The following is a 20,566-nucleotide window of genomic DNA, read 5'->3' on the forward strand; positions in this document are numbered from 1 at the left end:
TCCCTTCTTAAGCTTTTGGTTTTTTAGCACCGTATTTAGAACGGCTTTGTTTACGGTCAGCGACACCTGCTGTATCAAGTGCACCACGAACGATATGGTAACGTACCCCTGGAAGGTCTTTTACACGTCCACCACGAAGAAGTACAACACTGTGTTCTTGGAGGTTGTGTCCGATACCTGGGATGTACGCTGTTACTTCCATAAGGTTTGAAAGACGTACACGCGCGAATTTACGAAGCGCTGAGTTAGGTTTTTTAGGAGTCATAGTACCAACACGAGTTGCTACTCCACGTTTTTGTGGGCTTGCAAGTTTAGTTTGTACTTTTTTACGGCTGTTGTAGCCAACGTTCATTGCTGGTGATTTAGATTTAGTCACTTGAGCACGACGTGGTTTGCGTACCAATTGGTTAATTGTAGGCATTTTACTGTCTGCTTTTTGTATTTTTCCACATTTTTATGCGAAGCGATGAGAAATACAAAAGCATTCCTTTCTTTTTATTGGATGGCGAATCGCCAATTTTTTAGTCAGTATATGGTCGCTTAAGCCAAGTTCTGACAAGAAGTTTAGCAACTTATACAAGTTCTCCTGAGAGTCCAAAGTAAAAAGTACCGTTTAATATAATATCATTTTTTATAACAATTGTCAATCTATTTTTTAGAATTGACTTTGAAAAAATAAAACTATTTAATTATCTATCAAGTTTTGAATCTATTGTACCTTACGAATAGACTATGGTATAATCGAGTCATGAAAAAAATTGCAATTATTTTTTGTAGTTTCCTGATTAGTCTGTCAGTCCTTTCGGGCTTTTCTGTCAGTGCTGCTACGACTCCAACGACAAATGATTTTACAGTTGCTGCTAAATCAGCAATTGCTATTGATGCCTCAAGTGGTAAAATTTTATACGCGCAAAATGCTGATGATGCAAGCACTCGGATCGCCTCTATCACTAAATTACTGACAGCCTATTTAGTTTACAAAAATGTAGCTGAAAATAAATTGACTTGGAATACTAAAGTTCCTATTTCAGATTATGCTTATGAATTAACTCAAAATTCTAATGCTTCCAATATTCCCCTTGCTCAAAATGGTCAATATACTGTCAAAGATTTATTGAATGCTTTACTTCTTCCGTCAGCAAATTCTGCTGCTGTCGCTTTAGCTGAAAAAATTGCTGGTTCAGAACCAAAATTTGTTGATATGATGACAAAACAAATGAAAGACTGGGGAATTACTGACAGCCATCTCGTCAATGCTTCTGGCTTACCAAATGATGATTTAAACGGTCATATTTATCCAGGGTCTGGTGCTTCAGCAACAAACACAATGAGCGCAAAGGCTGTAGCAACACTTAGTTATCATCTTATTCAAGATTTTCCAGAAATTCTTCAAATCACTAAAAAAACAGAAATTCCTTTTGATACCGGCAATGAAGCAAAGATGACCTTAACTAATACAAATCAAATGCTTAGTGGTTTTTCTACTTCAAGAACTGGTGTTGATGGCTTGAAAACAGGTTCAACAAGTTTTCAAATTGACTGTTTTGCTGGAACAACAAATCAAAACGGTTTTAGAATCATTACGGTTGTTTTAGAAGCTACAGATCCTGCTGCTGACAACTCAACTCCTTTCACTCTCACAAATCAACTGATGAACTATGTTTATGGTCATTGGCGTACGACCAGTCTTGTGCAAAAAAATCAATCCTTAGATGATTTTAAAGAAATTACTGTGACTGATGGAAAAGAAAAATCTGTTCAACTCGTTGCTCCACAAAATATCACTCCCGTTGTTCCTTACGCTACAGATGGTAGTGCAGATACAAAATCACTGACAGTCAAATTCAGTAAGGAAAAAACAGCCTCCGTTGAAGCAACTGTGACTAAAAACCAAAAACTTGTCACTCTTTCTACTACAGTAAAGGATAGTTTAGGCTATCTTCCAAATTGTACCGCAGAACAAATTCCATTGGTTGCTAAGAAAACTGTCCCCCGTAGTAGCGCTCCAAAGGTTTTTTGGAATCATTTTGTAAATTTCGTTAATGAAAAACTCTAAAATTTTACTGACAAAAAAGCTGTAAGTAAATTAGCTTATAAAAAAAAGCCGTCAATTTACTGACAGCTTTTTTATTATCCTTTAGATTTTACAATTGCAAGTAAAATTGCACCTGTTACGAATAGAACAATCCCAATTCCAACATAAACCAATTCTTTTTTGGTTTTCTTTTCACCAAGGAAGAGAATTCCTCCAATAGTTGAAATGATGACACCTAATTGCGAGAATGAAAAGGCAATTGCGTTACCAGCAGCGCTTGCAGCCATAAGCATAAAGATATTACCTACACCCCACATTGCTCCAACAATCATATTTTGATAAACATATTTTTCCATTTTAATTTTGAAACGACCCATTACAAGTGCTCCAAAAATCATTCCAACTGACATTGGCAAGATAATTGTCAATGTATCAAAATGAACATTGAACCAAAGTACTGCTAAGTTATTGAAAAGAATAACATAGATAACATATCCCAAAGTTGAGTAAGTTAAAGCAGTCAATCCTTTAGTATAATTACGTCCTTCTTCAACAACTGCATTTTCTGGGTCACGTTTAGCTGAGAAATAGAACCCAACTACCAAAACAGCCATCGCAATAAATCCGAGAATAAATTGAATTTGTTTTGTCCATTCGTGGAAAGCAAAAACCCCAATCAAGCCACCAATTACTAATTGACTCCCTGATGAAAGCGGACTTGCTACTGAAACACCCATGTATTTCATTGAATTAAACTGACCAAATTGTCCAATTGCCCAAAGCAATCCACCAATAAATCCAATTAAGAAAATTTGCCATGTCAACGTTGGCATGCGGAATAAGAAAACAATAAGTGCAAAAACAAAAGCGCCCAAAGTCATTCCAAGTGTTTGTTGTTTAGCATCACCACCAAATTTATTAGCTACAAATCCGATAGAACCCCAAGCAAACATTGGAACAAGCGCGAGAAGAACTCCTTGCATGTGTATATTTACCTCTTTAAAATAATTTTTTACTTAAAAAATTAAGCATTTCTCTATTTTACTCTTTTTTTTGGAAAAAACAAGAGATAAAAGAATACATAAGATTCACAACTGTTCAAGTAAATTTATTTTCTTTTTTCGATTAGGACTAAAATTGGCGGCGTATGAATTTGGTTAAGAGGTGCATAAGAAGTCACTTCCCAGTCCTTTTGTGGCAAACTAGAAGTCCACTTAATAACGGCATCTTTTTCTTCCATTCCCCCCTCGTGACCGTAATAAATCATAATCGCAATTCTTCCACCTACAACTAACTGATTAGTCAAAGCATCTAGAGCAGTCAAAGTGGTATCAGCCTTTGTAACCACACTTTTATCAGTTTTGGGTAAGTATCCAAGATTAAAAATAGCTGCTTTGATTGGCTCTTTGACATATTCAGAAAGCTTTTCATGACCAGACAAAACTAGATTTACTAACGGCTCTGTCAGTAAATTCGAGAGATTTTTTTCAAATATTTGATTCTTTATTCCAGCATCATCTAAACGTTTTTCAGTTGCATTTAGCGCTTCTTCTTGCACATCAAAAGCATATACATTCGCCCCTAATTCCGCTAAAAATTGAGTATCATAACCATTCCCCATCGTTGCATCCACCACAACATCATTAGTTTTGATGATATCTTTCAACATCCAGTGAGCCATTTCTAACTGTTTTAACATTTATTTCCTCATCACTTTCTAATTATTTTTATATACCAATTTCAGTTTTACTGACAGATTTTCAATTTCTTTCCTATTATAACACCAAATTCAATAAAAAAGAGATGAATAAAAATTCACCTCCTGTCAGTTAAAATGTAATTAGATCACTAAGCCGAACATCTTTACAACCTTGAACACTTCCTCGCCGTTCCATTTCAGCATCAATACTATTCAAAACTTCCCACTTTTTTAAAGACCACATAGGTCCAATAATTAAATCCCGCGGAGCATCTCCTGTTAAACGATGAATAACAATTTCTTTTGGAATCATCTCTAATTGGTCACAAATCACTTTTACATATTCTTCTTGCGACATCAGCTGTAATTTTCCTTCATGATAATCACGTTGCAAACGAGTTTGCTTCATCAAATGAAGTAAATGTAATTTCACACCTTGAATATCAGAATCTAAAACCATTCGACGAACATTTTCTAACATCATCTCACTAGTTTCACCAGGTAAACCATTGATTAAGTGAGTACAAACATTAATATTATGAAGCCTCAATCTCTTCACCGCATCTACATAGGTTTCATAATCATGAGCTCGATTAATCAAATCTGATGTTTCTTCATAAGTAGTCTGCAAACCCAAATCAATCCAAACTTCCATTCGACGATTTAATTCTGCCAAGTAATCCACAACGTCATCTGGTAAACAGTCAGGACGAGTACCAATTGAAATACCTACAACATCTGGTTGGTTTACCGCTTGTTCAAAACGCTCTCTCAGTACTTCAACAGGCGCGTGAGTATTAGTGAAATTTTGGAAATAAACAATATATTTCTTCACTCCAGGCCACTTTTTATGAAATTGAGCCACTTCGGCAGCAAATTGGTCCGCAATTGGAGCTTCTGGCTCCAAAATCATGTCCCCTGAACCAGATACTGTACAAAAAGTACATCCACCATGAGCAACCGTACCATCCCGATTAGGGCAGTCAAAACCAGCATCAATAGGAACTTTAAATATTTTTTCACCAAAATTGGTTCGCAAATATTCATTCCAAGTTGTATATCTCTTTTGCATTCTATATCATCTCTCCGTTTATCAAATTATATCAAAATTTCTTAAACATTTTCTGTATTTATAATAAAAAAAGAGACCCGTAGGTCTCTTAAAAGCTGCGGATGTCAGACTCGAACTGACGACATCATGATTAACAGTCATGCGCTACTACCAACTGAGCTAATCCGCAATAACATAAAACTCGGTTCCCCGAGTTTTAATAATATAGTCCGTACGGGATTCGAACCCGTGTTACCGCCGTGAAAAGGCGGTGTCTTAACCCCTTGACCAACGGACCATACTTTCAACTTGGCCACTCGCCTATCTCCCAGGGGGCAACCCCCAAGTACTTCCGCCGTAGATGGACTTAACTTCTGTGTTCGACATGGGAACAGGTGTATCTCCATCGCAATGATGACCAAATCATTAAATGTTACCTTGAACATTCAAAACTAAATAACAATTCTTCTAACTTTTAAACCATAAGCATATTATATTTGACTCTTTTGGTAAAGTCCTCGAGCGATTAGTACTGGTCCGCTCCAAGTCTCGCAACTCTTCCACTTCCAGCCTATCTACCAGATCATCTCTCTGGGCTCTTAATTCTTACGAATGGGTAATCTCATCTTGAGGTGGGCTTCGCACTTAGATGCTTTCAGCGCTTATCCCTTCCCTACATAGCTATCCAGCCGTGCTCCTGGCGGAACAACTGGTACACCAGCGGTAAGTCCATCCCGGTCCTCTCGTACTAAGGACAGATCCTCTCAAATTACCTACGCCCGCGACGGATAGGGACCGAACTGTCTCACGACGTTCTGAACCCAGCTCGCGTGCCGCTTTAATGGGCGAACAGCCCAACCCTTGGGACCGACTACAGCCCCAGGATGCGACGAGCCGACATCGAGGTGCCAAACCTCCCCGTCGATGTGAACTCTTGGGGGAGATAAGCCTGTTATCCCCAGGGTAGCTTTTATCCGTTGAGCGATGGCCCTTCCATGCGGTACCACCGGATCACTAAGTCCTAGTTTCCTACCTGCTCGAGTTGTAGCTCTCGCAGTCAAGCTGGCTTTTACCTTTACACTCTACGATTGATTTCCAACCAATCTGAGCCAACCTTTGAGCGCCTCCGTTACTCTTTAGGAGGCGACCGCCCCAGTCAAACTGTCCGTCAGACACTGTCTCCCTGGCCGATTATGCCAGCGGGTTAGAGTAACCATAAGTCAAGGGTAGTATCCCAACAACGCCTCAATAGAAACTAGCGTCCCTATTTCAATGGCTCCTACCTATCCTGTACATGACTTACAGGTACTCAATATCAAACTACAGTAAAGCTCCATGGGGTCTTTCCGTCCTGTCGCGGGTAACCTGCATCTTCACAGGTACTAAAATTTCACCGAGTCTCTCGTTGAGACAGTGCCCAAATCATTACGCCTTTCGTGCGGGTCGGAACTTACCCGACAAGGAATTTCGCTACCTTAGGACCGTTATAGTTACGGCCGCCGTTTACTGGGGCTTCAATTCATACCTTCGACTTACGTCTAAGCACTCCTCTTAACCTTCCAGCACCGGGCAGGCGTCACCCCCTATACATCACCTTGCGGTTTAGCAGAGAGCTGTGTTTTTGATAAACAGTTGCTTGGGCCTATTCACTGCGGCTGGCTTTTACACCAGCACCCCTTCTCCCGAAGTTACGGGGCTATTTTGCCGAGTTCCTTAACGAGAGTTCTCTCGATCACCTGAGGCTACTCGCCTCGACTACCTGTGTCGGTTTGCGGTACGGGTAGATATGACTTTACGCTAGAAGCTTTTCTTGGCAGTGTGACATCAGAGAGTTCGCAACCGTAGTTGCTTCCCCATCACAGCTCAATGTTAAAGAGAAATGCATTTGACACATCTCACACCTCACTGCTTAGACCAGAATCCATTAACTGGCATCTCTTAGCCTACTGCGTCCCTCCATCACGATCATATCTAGTACTGGAATATCAACCAGTTGTCCATCGACTACGCCTTTCGGCCTCGCCTTAGGTCCCGACTAACCCAGGGCGGACGAGCCTTCCCCTGGAAACCTTAGTCTTACGGTGGATAAGATTCTCACTTATCTTGCGCTACTCATACCGGCATTCTCACTTCTTAACGCTCCAGCACTCCTCACGGTATACCTTCATCGCGGTTAAGAACGCTCTCCTACCATTGATAAAATATCAATCCAAAGCTTCGGTAATATGTTTAGCCCCGGTACATTTTCGGCGCAGGGTCACTCGACTAGTGAGCTATTACGCACTCTTTGAATGATAGCTGCTTCTGAGCTAACATCCTAGTTGTCTATGCAACCCCACATCCTTTTCCACTTAACATATATTTTGGGACCTTAGCTGTTGGTCTGGGCTGTTTCCCTTTCGACTACGGATCTTAGCACTCGCAGTCTGACTGCCGAACATGTGTATTAGCATTCGGAGTTTATCTGAGATTGGTAATCCTAGACGGACCCCTCACCCAAACAGTGCTCTACCTCCAATACACTTACATTTCGACGCTAGCCCTAAAGCTATTTCGGAGAGAACCAGCTATCTCCCAGTTCGTTTGGAATTTCTCCGCTATCCACAAGTCATCCAAACACTTTTCAACGTGTCCTGGTTCGGGCCTCCAGTGCGTCTTACCACACCTTCACCCTGCTCATGGATAGGTCACTAGGTTTCGGGTCTACATCATGATACTAAGTCGCCCTATTCAGACTCGGTTTCCCTACGGCTCCGTCTCTTCAACTTAACCTCGCATCATAACGTAACTCGCCGGTTCATTCTACAAAAGGCACGCTCTCACCCATTAACGGGCTCGAACTTCTTGTAGGCACACGGTTTCAGGTGCTATTTCACTCCCCTCTCGGGGTTCTTTTCACCTTTCCCTCACGGTACTGGTTCACTATCGGTCACTAAGGAGTATTTAGGGTTGGGAGATGGTCCTCCCGGATTCAAACTGGATTTCGCGTGTCCAGCCCTACTCAGGATACTGCTAGGTATAAGCGCTATTTCGTCTACGGGATTATTACCCTCTTTGATTAACCTTCCCAGGTTATTCGACTATAATGCTTAAGTCCACGTTGCAGTCCTACAACCCCAAGAAGCAAGCTTCTTGGTTTGCCCTTCTTCGCGTTCGCTCGCCGCTACTTACGAAATCGTTTTTACTTTCTCTTCCTGCAGGTACTTAGATGTTTCAGTTCTCTGCGTTACCTTTACATGAGCTATGTATTCACTCATGAATAACTGCTAGTAGCAGCTGGGTTTCCCCATTCGGAGACCTAGGGATCAATGCGTACTTACTGCTCCCCCTAGAATATCGTCGTTAGTCACGTCCTTCATCGGCTCTTAGTGCCAAGGCATCCACCGTGCGCCCTTATTAACTTTGCCATGATGATTTATAATCATCGTTTTTCAAGTATAAGTTTGTAAATTCTTTAAAATTCACAGCTTTTGGTTTATTTATCGTTATTAGATATTGTTATTTAGTTTTCAATGTTCAAGTGATTTTAACGTCTTGTCTGACAATGGAGCCTAGCGGGATCGAACCGCTGACCTCCTGCGTGCAAAGCAGGCGCTCTCCCAGCTGAGCTAAGGCCCCACAATCAAGAAGTTGATTCTTGCTTAGGTTTATGACTAAACCCCTCAAAACTGAATAAAGTTGAATGCTCACGTCTTTGTATATATTCCTTAGAAAGGAGGTGATCCAGCCGCACCTTCCGATACGGCTACCTTGTTACGACTTCACCCCAGTCATCGGTCTTACCTTAGGAAGCGCCCTCCTTGCGGTTAGGCAACCTACTTCGGGTACTCCCAACTCCCGTGGTGTGACGGGCGGTGTGTACAAGGCCCGGGAACGTATTCACCGCGGCGTGCTGATCCGCGATTACTAGCGATTCCGACTTCATGTAGGCGAGTTGCAGCCTACAATCCGAACTGAGAATGGTTTTAAGAGATTAGCTAAACATCACTGTCTCGCGACTCGTTGTACCATCCATTGTAGCACGTGTGTAGCCCAGGTCATAAGGGGCATGATGATTTGACGTCATCCCCACCTTCCTCCGGTTTATCACCGGCAGTCTCGTTAGAGTGCCCAACTTAATGATGGCAACTAACAATAGGGGTTGCGCTCGTTGCGGGACTTAACCCAACATCTCACGACACGAGCTGACGACAACCATGCACCACCTGTATCCCGTGTCCCGAAGGAACTTCCTATCTCTAGGAATAGCACGAGTATGTCAAGACCTGGTAAGGTTCTTCGCGTTGCTTCGAATTAAACCACATGCTCCACCGCTTGTGCGGGCCCCCGTCAATTCCTTTGAGTTTCAACCTTGCGGTCGTACTCCCCAGGCGGAGTGCTTATTGCGTTAGCTGCGATACAGAGAACTTATAGCTCCCTACATCTAGCACTCATCGTTTACGGCGTGGACTACCAGGGTATCTAATCCTGTTTGCTCCCCACGCTTTCGAGCCTCAGTGTCAGTTACAGGCCAGAGAGCCGCTTTCGCCACCGGTGTTCCTCCATATATCTACGCATTTCACCGCTACACATGGAATTCCACTCTCCTCTCCTGCACTCAAGTCTACCAGTTTCCAATGCATACAATGGTTGAGCCACTGCCTTTTACACCAGACTTAATAAACCACCTGCGCTCGCTTTACGCCCAATAAATCCGGACAACGCTCGGGACCTACGTATTACCGCGGCTGCTGGCACGTAGTTAGCCGTCCCTTTCTGGGTAGTTACCGTCACTTGATGAGCTTTCCACTCTCACCAACGTTCTTCTCTACCAACAGAGTTTTACGATCCGAAAACCTTCTTCACTCACGCGGCGTTGCTCGGTCAGACTTTCGTCCATTGCCGAAGATTCCCTACTGCTGCCTCCCGTAGGAGTTTGGGCCGTGTCTCAGTCCCAATGTGGCCGATCACCCTCTCAGGTCGGCTATGTATCATCGCCTTGGTGAGCCTTTACCTCACCAACTAGCTAATACAACGCGGGATCATCTTTGAGTGATGCAATTGCATCTTTCAAACTTAAAACTTGTGTTTAAAGTTTTTATGCGGTATTAGCATTCGTTTCCAAATGTTGTCCCCCGCTCAAAGGCAGATTCCCCACGCGTTACTCACCCGTTCGCTGCTCATCCAGTTGGTACAAGTACCAACCTTCAGCGCTCAACTTGCATGTATTAGGCACGCCGCCAGCGTTCGTCCTGAGCCAGGATCAAACTCTCAAATAAAGTATTTAAGTCACCGAAGTGACTGGCTTGTCTTTCATTATTGATTGACAGATTTTTGATGTATCTTACTACATCACATGAGTCATTCTTCTTTATTCAGTTTTCAATGGTCTAGCTTATCGCTTCAAGACCCTCGTCTCTTGCGACAACTATTATATTCTATCAAACCTACCTAATCTTGTCAAGAATTAACTGTGGCTTTTACGACTTTTTTTATCTTACGTTCGCTTTTTCCCTCCCCTGTATTCGCTTTATTTCATGCCACCACTGATTTTCATTACTTTTTATTTTTTCTTATTTTTTAGTAAGATAAGGTACTTATTTTAGTCTTTCTTACCTTCTGAGAATAAAATTCTTTGATTTTTTACGTAGAAATGATGTTTTTAAACTTAAGTAAATTTTTATTATAAATAGTAGAAAATTGAACTTTCTTTTATTTTGTAGTAAATAGTTCGTCTCTATATTACGTCTTTATATAGTAGAAAACTTAAAATTTAACAATTTATTTTCAAATTCTTGGATTTTATTACATTAGAGATAAAATATCCCCAAAGATAGAAATGACTGTCTAAAAGCTGTGGTAAATTTTTCTTAATTTTTTCTTTTTCCACAGCAAATAATCTGTAAATTTAACTTTTTTTGGTTTGTGGATAAGTCCGTATGCATTTGGTATTCCTTATCTTTTCCTGTGGATAAAAAAACTTTTACACATTATCCACAGTTTTGTTAATAACTTTTTCTTATGGTGGAAAACTTTCTTTTGTTAATTTCAACAGACTGTGGAAAAATATAAAGTGAAGTGATATAATGAGTTATCAACAAACTAAAAAGTAAAGGAGTAATATGGCATCCCTTAATGAAAATCAAAAATTTTGGGCCCGTGTAACCGAACTAGCTCAGCAGAGTATCGGGAAACAAGCTTATGATTTTTTTATTGAGCCTGCTCAATTAATGTCTGTCGAGCAAGATACTGCCAATATCTTGCTTGATAGTGGAATGAAAAAAGATTATTGGAAAAAACAGTCCGATTTGATCACAACGGCGGGGTTTGAGATCTTTGGTCGGATGATTGATTATGAACTCTATGCAAATGATGAGTTAACTGAACTGGAACTTCATCGTTTAAATAATCAATCTTCTATTGAAGAGCAGCCGCGTTCTACTGTTAAACCCACTTCTCCTTTGGTTAGTGGTCTCAACGAGAAATATAATTTTGAAAATTTTGTGCAAGGTCCTGGTAACCGTTGGACTTTGGCTGCGGCAATTGCTGTTGCTGATAAACCTGGTGATACCTATAATCCACTATTTATTTATGGTGGAGCTGGTCTAGGTAAGACGCATTTAATGCATGCAATTGGAAATCAGATTTTGACTGACAATCCGACGGCTCGAATTAAATATGTTTCTTCGGAGAATTTCGTTAACGACTATGTTAATGCAACGCGAAAAAACCAAATGGAGAATTTTGAAAATACTTATCGTAATTTAGATTTACTTCTATTGGACGATGTGCAATTTTTCAGTGATAAAGAGGGGACGAAAAATGAATTTTTCAATACCTTCAATGCACTCTATGATAAAGGTTCCCAAATTGTTTTAACTTCTGATCGTATTCCGCAAGAATTAAATAATTTGGAAGATCGCTTGGTTTCACGCTTCTCTTGGGGTTTGACTACTGACATTACGGCTCCTGACTATGAAACTCGGATGGCTATTCTTTTGATTAAATCTGAATCAAGTCGTTTAGAATTTCCGAGTGAAACTCTATCTTATATTGCTGGTCAGATTGACTCAAACGTTCGAGAACTCGAGGGCGCTCTAAATCGGGTCGAATTTGTGGCTCGAGCAAATGGCATTGCGGTTGTCGATATCGAGACAGCAAGTCAGGCTTTGCGTTCTTTAAAAAATGCAACTCAGCAATCTTTATCAAATCTTACTATTAAAAAAATTCAAGATGAAGTTGCTAATTATTATCATATTTCATTCTCAGATCTTGTTGGTCCTAAGCGTCCTAAGGAAATTGCCTTTCCAAGACAGATTGCGATGTATCTTGTCAGAGAACTTTTAGGTACAAGTCTTCCGGCAATTGGAACTGCTTTTGGCGGCCGTGATCACACAACGGTAATGTACGCTTATAAACAAATTTCGGATAAGATGAAAAATGATATGGATGTTCAAAAAGACATCGATAGCATTAAACGTAAATTTTGAACCTGTGGAAAACTCAAGGACTTATAAAATACTTATTCTTTAATTATCCACAGGGGAAAAGCTTATACTTCTAAGTGGATTTGTCTTATACAGATTATCCACAGGACCTACTACTATTACTATTATATTTATAAAAAGAAATTATAAAGGAATCTCATGATTAAATTTTCAATTAATAAAAATGCGTTTCAAAATGCTTTGAGAATTACCAAACAAGCAATTGGTTCTAAAGTAACAATTCCTGCTTTAACAAAATTAAAAATTGAAGTTGAAGAAAATGGAATTACTTTAATTGGTTCAAATGGTCAAATTTCAATTAAGAATTTTTTACCTGTTGATAATAAAGATGCAAGTATGCTTATTTCAGGGACTGGTTCAGTTTTGTTAGAAGCTGCTTTCTTTGAAAATGTGGTAAGTCAATTACCTGAAGTCACTCTTGAATTTACTGAAAAAGAACAAAAGCAAGTTTTGTTAACTTCTGGTAAGTCAGAAATTACTTTAAAAGGCCTGGATTCAGAAATCTATCCGCATTTACAAGAAATTTCCGAAGGCTCTTCATTGAAAATGAAAGTTAAAGTACTTAAAGAAATTTTTACAGAAACAGTTTTTGCTGTAAGTACTCAAGAAAATCGTCCAATTTTTACAGGTGTTCATTTAGAAACTTTATCAACTGGAGAATTAAAAGCAGTCGCAACTGACTCACATCGGATGAGTCAACGTTTATTGCCTTTAGAAGATTCAGAATTAAAATTTGATGTTATTTTGCCAAATAAATCAATCAATAGTTTTAAAAATGTTTTCACAAATGATGAAGAAGAGATTGAAATTTTCATCAGTGGAAGCCAAATGCTTTTTAGAAATGAAACAATTAGTTATTATAGTCGTTTGATTGAAGGATCTTATCCTGATACTAATCGGTTAATTCCAAATGAAGCTGATTATACTTTAGATTTAGTTTTTGATGCTGCGCAATTGCGTCATACAATGGATCGTGCGCGTTTATTGACAGTAATGACAACTAATGGAACTGTAAAATTGACGGTTTCTGGTGATTCTGTAGTAACCACAGCCAACTCTCCTGAGGTAGGTTCTGTCCATGAAGAATTAACAGCCTTATCAAAAGAAGGAAATGACTTAGCAATCAGCTTTAATCCTGAATATTTGATTGATGCTTTGAAAGTGATTAAAGCACCAGAAGTTCGTATTCGCTTTATTTCTAATGTTCGTCCGTTCACTTTACAACCACGTAATGAAGAATCTGGATTTGTTCAATTGATTACACCAGTACGTACAAATTAAAATTACTGACAGCTCTTTTGTCAGCTTAGATTTGCTGACGAAAATGTCTGTCAGTAATTTTAGATTTTGTTATAATGGACTTAACGAAAGTTAGGTCTATTTTTTATGGAAATTTTATATACTGAAATTACACAAGATTTAACAGAGGGACTATTAGAGATTTCTCTTGAAGAACTTGAAAAAAATCGAAAAGTTTATTACATTGTGCCTTCTTCAATGTCATTTGAGAAGGAGAAAGAAATTTTAGAGCGCTTGGCTAAGGGAGGTGATGCAGCAGTTTTTGACTTACTCGTCACTCGTTTTAAGCAATTGCCCTATTATTTTGATAAGCGGGAAAAAGCGACAACAAAGACAGAGTTAGGAACAGCAGGCCTTTCAATGCTTTTTCGACGTGTTTTAAGGAGTTTTTTAAAAGAAGAAATTCCATTGTATTTTTCTCTACAGGATTCTGCTGGTTTTTTGGAAATGCTAATTCAGTTAAGAACAGAGTTACTGACAGCAAATATGTCAGTAGAAAATTTACCTGACAGCCCTAAAAATCAAGAATTAAAAAAGATCTTAAGTAGATTTGAAGAAAAGTTAGCAAATGACTATGCTAACTACTCAGAATTTAGTGATTTTACTAGTCGTCTTGCTGATGGGGAATTTGATTTTCAACTCAAAGATGTGACAATTGTCATTGATGGATATACTCGATTTTCTGCGGAAGAAGAGCTTTTTATTGAAAGTATTCAAGATAGAGTGGCACGTTTTGTCATTGGAACTTATAGTGATGAAAATTCACTGACAGCCGGATCTGAAACAATTTATATCAGTACGAGTCAAATGATTGGGCGTTTTCGCAGTAAATTTCCAGTAGAACTAAGAAAAATGGCTTCTTCATCTGTCAATGAAGTTTACAATAAGTTGACAAAATTACTCGATTTAGATTCAAGATTTGCCATTTCTGATCAAAATATTGAAATAAATTCTGCTGATGCAAAATATTTCAGAATTTGGGAAGCCGAAAATCAAAAAGTTGAAATTGAAGGTGTCGCAAAGGAAATTAGACAAAAAATAAGTCAGGGGGCTTTTTTCAAAGATTTTACAGTTTTAGTAGGCGATCCAGCTGCTTATGAAATTACTTTGAAAGAAATTTTTGAACTTTATGAAATTCCATTTTTCTATGCCCAAGAAGAATCAATGAGTCAGCATCCTTTGGTTATCTTTTTTGAAAGTTTACTTTCAATTAAAAAGAATAATTATCGGACAGATGATGTTGTCAATCTTCTAAAAAGCAAGGTTTACACTGATGTCAACCTTGATGAAGAAGTTATTGATTACTTTGAATACTATGTTCAAAAATATAAGATTTCTGGTCGAAAAAAATTTACGGAAGCATTCAATGAAAGTGAGTTTTCTAAAATTGAATTAGTGAATCAACTTCGCGAAAACTTATTGGGAAATGATTCTCCTTTACAAGTCTTTTTGGGGACAAATCGGCAAAAAACAGGAAAAAAATGGGTTTCTGATTTACAAGTTTTACTTGAAAATGGAAATGTAATGGCCAATATGAACACTTATTTTTCAGAAGCAGAATCTGAAAATAAGCATCAAATGGCTGATAAACATGAACAAGTTTGGCAAATGCTTATTTCGATATTGAATGAGTTTTTGGCCGTTTTTTCTGATGAAAAATTGAAAAGTGTGGAGTTTTTAGATATTTTATTAGCAGGATTGAAAAATGCAAAATATCGACAAATTCCAGCAAACGTTGATGTTGTAAACATCAAAGATTATGAACTTGTTGAACCTAAAACTAATAAATATATCTATGCCATTGGTTTGAGTCAAACTAATTTTCCAAGAATAAAGAAAAATTCAACACTTTTATCCGATGAAGAACGACTAGAAATCAATCAAACAACTGATGAAAATCAGTTTATTGAACAGTTGAACGTTGTCAACTATCAAAAAAATCAGTTTACACTCCTTTCTTTAGTGAATTCGGCAAAAGAAACTTTAGTTTTGTCCATGCCACAAATTATGGCAAATGAGCAAGGAGAATTTTCACCAGTTTTCCAATTATTTTTGAATCATGCGGATGAAAAAATTCTTCAAAAAATTCAAGAAGTCAATCTTTTTGAAAGCTTAGAGCACATTGGAAACAGTCGTTCAGTGATTTCTATGATTGGAAAAATTGAGCGTGAACTTATTGAAACTGAAGGAAAAAATGATGACAAAAGAGTTTTTTGGTCTAGTATTTTCCGAATCTTAGTTAAGTCAAATCCTGATTTTCAAAAAATATTATTGGATTTAGCTAAAGATATTGATACGGTCAACTTATCAAAAGAAACCTTAGACAAAATTTATGGTGATAAACTTTATGCTTCTGTCAGTTCTTTTGAACGCTTTTATAACTGTGAATATCAGTACTTTTTAGAGACCACTTTGGGTCTGGAAACTTTTGAAAATATTGATATAAATTCCAAAATTGTCGGTAACTTTTTCCATGAAGTTTTTGAAAAAGTCATGCAAGAAGAAGCTTTGTCAGCTGAAAATTTTGATGAAAAATTGACAAAAGTTTTACATGATGTTGACAGTAATTACTCTCGTTATTTTACTCAGGATGCAACTGCAAGATTTACTTGGACCAATTTAGAAGAAATTGTTAGACAGACTGCAACAGTTTTAAAGGAAACAGTTTCTACTGATGAACTTAAAACTTTACTGACAGAAAGTAGTTTTGGCTTACCAAAAAGTGAATTAGGTAATTTTTCTGTTGATGATATTTACTTACGAGGAAGAATTGACCGTTTGGACCAACTTTCTTCTGATTATTTAGGAGCTATAGATTACAAATCAAGTGCTCATTCCTTTAAATTACAGGATGCTTATGACGGTCTGAGTTTACAATTTATGACCTATTTAGACGTGATTAAAGAAGCTTTTCCTAATCAAAAAATATGGGGTGCTCTTTATTTACAATTTAAAAATCAACCAATTAACTTATCAGAAATCAATCATTTATCAGAGATTGCTGGCTTATTGAAAGAATCAATGCGCTATGATGGTTTAGTTTTGGAAGAGGCAGCTGACCAAATTAAAGCAATAGAAAATATTACTGTAAAAAAATCTAATATTTACAATCAAGAAGAATTTGAACAGCTTTTAAAATTGAATGAAAATCATTATCAGCATGCTGGTCAGCGACTTAAGAGTGGTCAGATTGCAATAAATCCAATTATGAAACGCTCCGAAGGGATTGATCAAACAGGTAATGTTCGAGGTTGTCGCTACTGTCCGCTTAAATCTATTTGTCGATTTGAAGCAAATGTACACATGAATGATCACAGTCGTGAAATTGGTCAAAAATCTCAAGCAGAAATCTTAGCAGAATTAAAAGGAGAAGGGCGAAATGAGTGAAGTAAAATTAACTCCAGAGCAAAATGAAGCCATTCATAGTTCTGGTAAGAATATTCTAGTTTCAGCGAGTGCTGGTTCCGGAAAAACTTTTGTTATGGCTCAGAGAATTGTCGAGAAAGTCAAACAAGGAATTGAAATTGATCGACTTTTCATTTCCACATTTACAAAAAAAGCAGCAAGCGAATTACGGATGCGGCTTGAGCGAGATTTAAAAAAAGCCAGACAAGAAAGTTCTGATGAAAATCAAGCTCGTAGGTTGACACTTGCTTTACATAACTTGTCAAATGCTGATATTGGAACTATGGATAGTTTCACCCAAAAATTGACAAAAACGAATTTCAATCGAGTAAATATTGACCCGAATTTCCGAATCTTAGCTGATCAAACAGAGAGTGATTTAATTAGACAAGAAGTTTTTGAACAATTGGTTGAGTCTTATCTATCAGGAGATGAAGGATTGAATGTTTCAAAAGAAAAATTTGAAGAACTTATAAAAAATTTTTCTAAAGACAGAAATATTGCTGGTTTTCAAAAAGTGGTTTACACTACTTACCGTTTTGCATCAGCAACTGAAAATCCAATAAAGTGGTTAGAAAATCAATTTTTAAAAGGTTTTGAAACATATAAATCACTGACAGACTTGTCTGCAGATTTTTCAGCAGATATAAAAGAGAATTTACTGATATTTTTTGAACTTCTAGAAACTTCATTAACCAATGGAGTAATTGCTAAAAAAGGGGCTGGACGTGATAAGGCCAACCTTATTTTAGATAATAAAAATGAACTCTTAGAAGCAATAACCACTAAAGATTTTGCAACTTTCACAGAACTATTTTTATCAATAGATACAGATATTCGAGTGGGTTCTTCAAAAGATGAAATACTTTCGGCTCTGAAAAAAGATTTTTCAGCACAAAAGCAAGACTTAGTCGGCTCGAAATCCAAACCTGGAGAAATTCGGAAGTTTGTTGATAAAATAAAACATGGTCAGTTGATTGAAAAATATCAAAATCAAGCATTTGAAATCGCAGAAAATTTACAAAAATTTGTTATTGAGTTTTACCAAAGTTATTTAGAACGTAAAAAGAATGAAAATGCTTTTGAGTACTCTGATATCGCACACTTTGCCATCGAAATTTTAGAGGAAAATCCAGATATACGTGAAACTTTAAGAGAACATTATGATGAAATCATGATTGATGAGTATCAGGATACCAGCCACACTCAGGAGCGAATGCTGGAACTTTTATCGAATGGACATAATCTCTTCATGGTTGGTGATATTAAGCAATCAATTTATGGCTTTCGTTTAGCTGACCCTGGCCTCTTTTTAGAAAAATATAAAGACTATGCCAAGACAGAAAATCCAAATCAATTAATTCGCCTAAAAGAAAACTTTCGTTCACGTGGTGAGGTTTTAACATTTACAAATGATATCTTTAAACACCTGATGGATGAAAAATTAGGTGAGATGACTTATGGCAAAGAAGAAGCCTTAGTTCAAGGAAACATTACTGATTATCCAGTTGAATCTGAGAAAGATTTTTATCCAGAACTTCTTTTATACAAAGAAAATACAAGTGATGAAGAAACAGATGAATCCGAAGTAAGAATTTCGGATGGAGAGATTAAAGGGGCAGCTCAAGAAATAAAAGAATTGATTGAAGCTGGAGTTGAGCCAAAAGATATAGCAATCTTGGTTCGTTCTAAATCAAATAATAATAAAATTGAGGATATTCTGCTTAGTTACGATATTCCGGTCGTTCTTGATGAAGGACGAGTTGATTTTTTGAAATCAATGGAAGTCTTAATTATGCTAGACGTTTTACGAGCAATTGATAATCCACTCTATGATTTATCATTGGTTGCGATGTTAAGGTCTCCGTTATTTGGATTTAATGAAGATGAATTAACGAGAATCAGTACTCAAGGAAGCCATGACCTTCGATTTTGGGATAAAATTCTTTTGTCACTTAATAAAGAAGGACAAAATCCAGAACTTATCAATCCTTCCTTAGAGGACAAGCTTAAAGCATTTTATAAGAAGTTTACAGAGTGGCGTAAACTTGTAAACCAAGTTGCAATTCATGATTTACTTTGGAAAATATATACAGAAACCTACTATTTTGACTATGTTGGTGCCTTAAAAAATGGTGAAATGCGTCAAGCGAACTTACAAGCCTTAGCGGTTCGAGCAGAATCATATGAAAGTTCTGGTTATAAAGGATTATTTAAATTTGTAAGATTAATCAACAAATTTATGGAACAAAATAATGATTTAGCTTCTGTTAATATAAAACTTCCTCAAAATGCTGTTCGAGTGATGACCTTCCATAAATCAAAAGGATTAGAATTTGATTATGTCTTTTTAATGAATTTACAATCTCGTTTCAACGATCGTGATTTGAAAGAAGATGTTATCCTAAGTCGTGAAAATGGTTTAGGAATGAAGCTTATTGCCGATTTAAAGGATGAAGCAGATGTTATAACTGATTTCCCTTATGCTTTAGTGAAAATGGAAACATTCCCTTATATGGTGAATAAAGACTTAAAACAAAGAGCAGCTCTCTCAGAAGAAATGCGTGTTTTATATGTTGCATTTACAAGAGCAAAGAAAAAACTTTATCTTGTCGGAAAAATAAAAGAAACGGATAAAAAATCAGGACTTGACCTTTACGATAATGCAAGTTTAGAAGGAAAGATTTTAGAAGATAAATTTCGTAATTCAAGTCGCGGTTTTCAACACTGGATATTGGCGCTTCAAAATGCCACAAAACTTCCGATGAAACTCAATGTCTACACAAAAGAAGAGTTGGAAGCAGAAAAACTTGAATTTACAAGTCAACCTGATTTCAAAAAATTGGTCGAAGAATCGGAAAAATTTGATAATATCATGGCCTATTCTGATGAAATACAAAAAGCTCAAAAAATTATGAATTATGAATATCCAAATCAAGCAGCAACAGAGCTTTCAAGTATTCAAACACCAAGTCAGGTTAAAAAACGAAGCTATGAAAAACAATTACAAGTGGGTGAAATTCAACCGATAAGTGAATTTACTCGGGTCAAAAAGCTAGATTTTTCTGATTTTGGTCCTAAGAAAGTTACTGCTGCAGAAATCGGTTCGGCAACACATAGTTTTATGCAGTATGCAGATTTTTCTCAAGCAGATTTATTTAGTTTTCAAGCGACACTTGATGAAATGGGATTTGATGAAAAAATAAAAAATCAAATTGATATTGCTAAAATTTTGACTTTGTTTGATACAGATTTCGGTCAGTTTTTATCAGAAAATGTTGATAAAACAGTTAAAGAAGCACCATTTTCAATGTTGAGAACAGATGAATTTGCTAAAGAGCAGTATATTGTTCGGGGAATTTGTGATGGATTTGTTAAACTTACTGATAAAATCGTTCTATTTGATTATAAGACAGATAGATTTACAAGTTCTTCAGCTATTTCTGAAATAAAAGAGCGTTATAGAGATCAGATGAATCTTTATAGTGAGGCTTTGAAAAAAGCCTACGATGTCAACCAAGTTGACAAGTATCTCATTTTATTAGGAGGCCCTCAGCAAGTTTTTGTTGAAAAACTAGATGATTAGATTA

The 20,566-nt window shown here is 37.3% G+C and carries 9 protein-coding genes, 3 tRNA genes and 3 rRNA genes; 5 read left to right on the top strand and 10 right to left on the bottom strand.

Annotated elements, in window-relative coordinates:
- Nucleotides 1-7: 7 nt before the first annotated feature.
- The gene (gene rpsL, locus MKX45_RS01345; protein ID WP_003129874.1) at nucleotides 8-421 is read right to left on the bottom strand and encodes a 30S ribosomal protein S12; all 414 of its coding nucleotides are present in this window, start codon (nucleotides 419-421) and stop codon (nucleotides 8-10) included.
- Nucleotides 422-748: 327 nt separating this feature from the next.
- Here rpsL and MKX45_RS01350 point away from each other — a divergent pair, with 327 nt between their 5' ends.
- Nucleotides 749-2,056 (top strand): serine hydrolase, encoded by a 1,308-nt coding sequence (locus MKX45_RS01350; protein WP_057720933.1) that lies wholly within the window; start codon nucleotides 749-751, stop codon nucleotides 2,054-2,056.
- A 74-nt stretch (nucleotides 2,057-2,130) separates the two neighbouring features.
- On the opposite strand, the gene MKX45_RS01355 is transcribed toward MKX45_RS01350, so the two are convergent.
- The 9 genes from MKX45_RS01355 to MKX45_RS01395 all read right to left on the bottom strand — a co-directional run bounded on the left by MKX45_RS01355 (nucleotide 2,131) and on the right by MKX45_RS01395 (nucleotide 10,043).
- The gene (locus tag MKX45_RS01355) at nucleotides 2,131-3,018 is read right to left on the bottom strand and encodes a GRP family sugar transporter (protein ID WP_003132622.1); all 888 of its coding nucleotides are present in this window, start codon (nucleotides 3,016-3,018) and stop codon (nucleotides 2,131-2,133) included.
- A 125-nt stretch (nucleotides 3,019-3,143) separates the two neighbouring features.
- A complete protein-coding gene (locus MKX45_RS01360; RefSeq protein WP_128268131.1) occupies nucleotides 3,144-3,734 on the bottom strand; it encodes a class I SAM-dependent methyltransferase in 591 nt (196 codons plus the stop codon).
- A 130-nt stretch (nucleotides 3,735-3,864) separates the two neighbouring features.
- Complete coding sequence (locus MKX45_RS01365) at nucleotides 3,865-4,806, bottom strand: TIGR01212 family radical SAM protein (RefSeq protein WP_015427248.1); 942 nt, start codon at nucleotides 4,804-4,806, stop codon at nucleotides 3,865-3,867.
- Between the two features lie 95 nt (nucleotides 4,807-4,901).
- A tRNA-Asn gene (locus MKX45_RS01370) sits at nucleotides 4,902-4,975 on the bottom strand.
- A gap of 36 nt (nucleotides 4,976-5,011) precedes the next feature.
- Nucleotides 5,012-5,083 (bottom strand) — tRNA-Glu (locus MKX45_RS01375).
- Nucleotides 5,084-5,092: 9 nt separating this feature from the next.
- Nucleotides 5,093-5,208: ribosomal RNA gene (gene rrf / locus MKX45_RS01380) — 5S ribosomal RNA — on the bottom strand.
- An 83-nt stretch (nucleotides 5,209-5,291) separates the two neighbouring features.
- Nucleotides 5,292-8,192, bottom strand: a 23S ribosomal RNA gene (locus MKX45_RS01385).
- Between the two features lie 138 nt (nucleotides 8,193-8,330).
- A tRNA-Ala gene (locus MKX45_RS01390) sits at nucleotides 8,331-8,403 on the bottom strand.
- Between the two features lie 93 nt (nucleotides 8,404-8,496).
- Nucleotides 8,497-10,043: ribosomal RNA gene (locus tag MKX45_RS01395) — 16S ribosomal RNA — on the bottom strand.
- The 16S, 23S and 5S rRNA genes sit together here with 3 tRNA genes alongside, the layout of an rRNA operon.
- Before the next feature lie 843 nt (nucleotides 10,044-10,886).
- On the opposite strand from MKX45_RS01395, the gene dnaA reads away from it, so the two are divergent.
- The 4 genes from dnaA to addA all read left to right on the top strand — a co-directional run bounded on the left by dnaA (nucleotide 10,887) and on the right by addA (nucleotide 20,562).
- A complete protein-coding gene (gene dnaA / locus MKX45_RS01400; RefSeq protein WP_057719912.1) occupies nucleotides 10,887-12,254 on the top strand; it encodes a chromosomal replication initiator protein DnaA in 1,368 nt (455 codons plus the stop codon).
- Nucleotides 12,255-12,410: 156 nt separating this feature from the next.
- A complete protein-coding gene (dnaN, locus tag MKX45_RS01405; RefSeq protein ID WP_128267411.1) occupies nucleotides 12,411-13,553 on the top strand; it encodes a DNA polymerase III subunit beta in 1,143 nt (380 codons plus the stop codon).
- Between the two features lie 105 nt (nucleotides 13,554-13,658).
- Complete coding sequence (rexB, locus tag MKX45_RS01410) at nucleotides 13,659-16,958, top strand: ATP-dependent nuclease subunit B (RefSeq protein ID WP_340816726.1); 3,300 nt, start codon at nucleotides 13,659-13,661, stop codon at nucleotides 16,956-16,958.
- Nucleotides 16,951-20,562, top strand: a complete 3,612-nt coding sequence (gene addA, locus MKX45_RS01415) for a helicase-exonuclease AddAB subunit AddA (protein ID WP_057719905.1) — start codon at nucleotides 16,951-16,953, stop codon at nucleotides 20,560-20,562. Before rexB ends, addA begins: the two co-directional genes overlap by 8 nt.
- The last annotated feature ends 4 nt before the right edge of the window (nucleotides 20,563-20,566 follow it).

Source organism: Lactococcus sp. FSL W8-0209 (genome assembly GCF_038006585.1).
GTDB classification, from domain to species: Bacteria; Bacillota; Bacilli; order Lactobacillales; family Streptococcaceae; genus Lactococcus; species Lactococcus lactis.

What these genes read in the sequence shown, in the direction of transcription:
- rpsL (WP_003129874.1), bottom strand. Translation starts at nt 421, where the DNA reads ATGCCTACAATTAACCAATTGGTACGCAAACCACGTCGTGCTCAAGTG.
- MKX45_RS01360 (WP_128268131.1), bottom strand. Translation starts at nt 3,734, where the DNA reads ATGTTAAAACAGTTAGAAATGGCTCACTGGATGTTGAAAGATATCATC.
- dnaA (WP_057719912.1), top strand. Translation starts at nt 10,887, where the DNA reads ATGGCATCCCTTAATGAAAATCAAAAATTTTGGGCCCGTGTAACCGAA.
- MKX45_RS01350 (WP_057720933.1), top strand. Translation starts at nt 749, where the DNA reads ATGAAAAAAATTGCAATTATTTTTTGTAGTTTCCTGATTAGTCTGTCA.
- MKX45_RS01365 (WP_015427248.1), bottom strand. Translation starts at nt 4,806, where the DNA reads ATGCAAAAGAGATATACAACTTGGAATGAATATTTGCGAACCAATTTT.
- addA (WP_057719905.1), top strand. Translation starts at nt 16,951, where the DNA reads ATGAGTGAAGTAAAATTAACTCCAGAGCAAAATGAAGCCATTCATAGT.
- MKX45_RS01355 (WP_003132622.1), bottom strand. Translation starts at nt 3,018, where the DNA reads ATGCAAGGAGTTCTTCTCGCGCTTGTTCCAATGTTTGCTTGGGGTTCT.
- dnaN (WP_128267411.1), top strand. Translation starts at nt 12,411, where the DNA reads ATGATTAAATTTTCAATTAATAAAAATGCGTTTCAAAATGCTTTGAGA.
- rexB (WP_340816726.1), top strand. Translation starts at nt 13,659, where the DNA reads ATGGAAATTTTATATACTGAAATTACACAAGATTTAACAGAGGGACTA.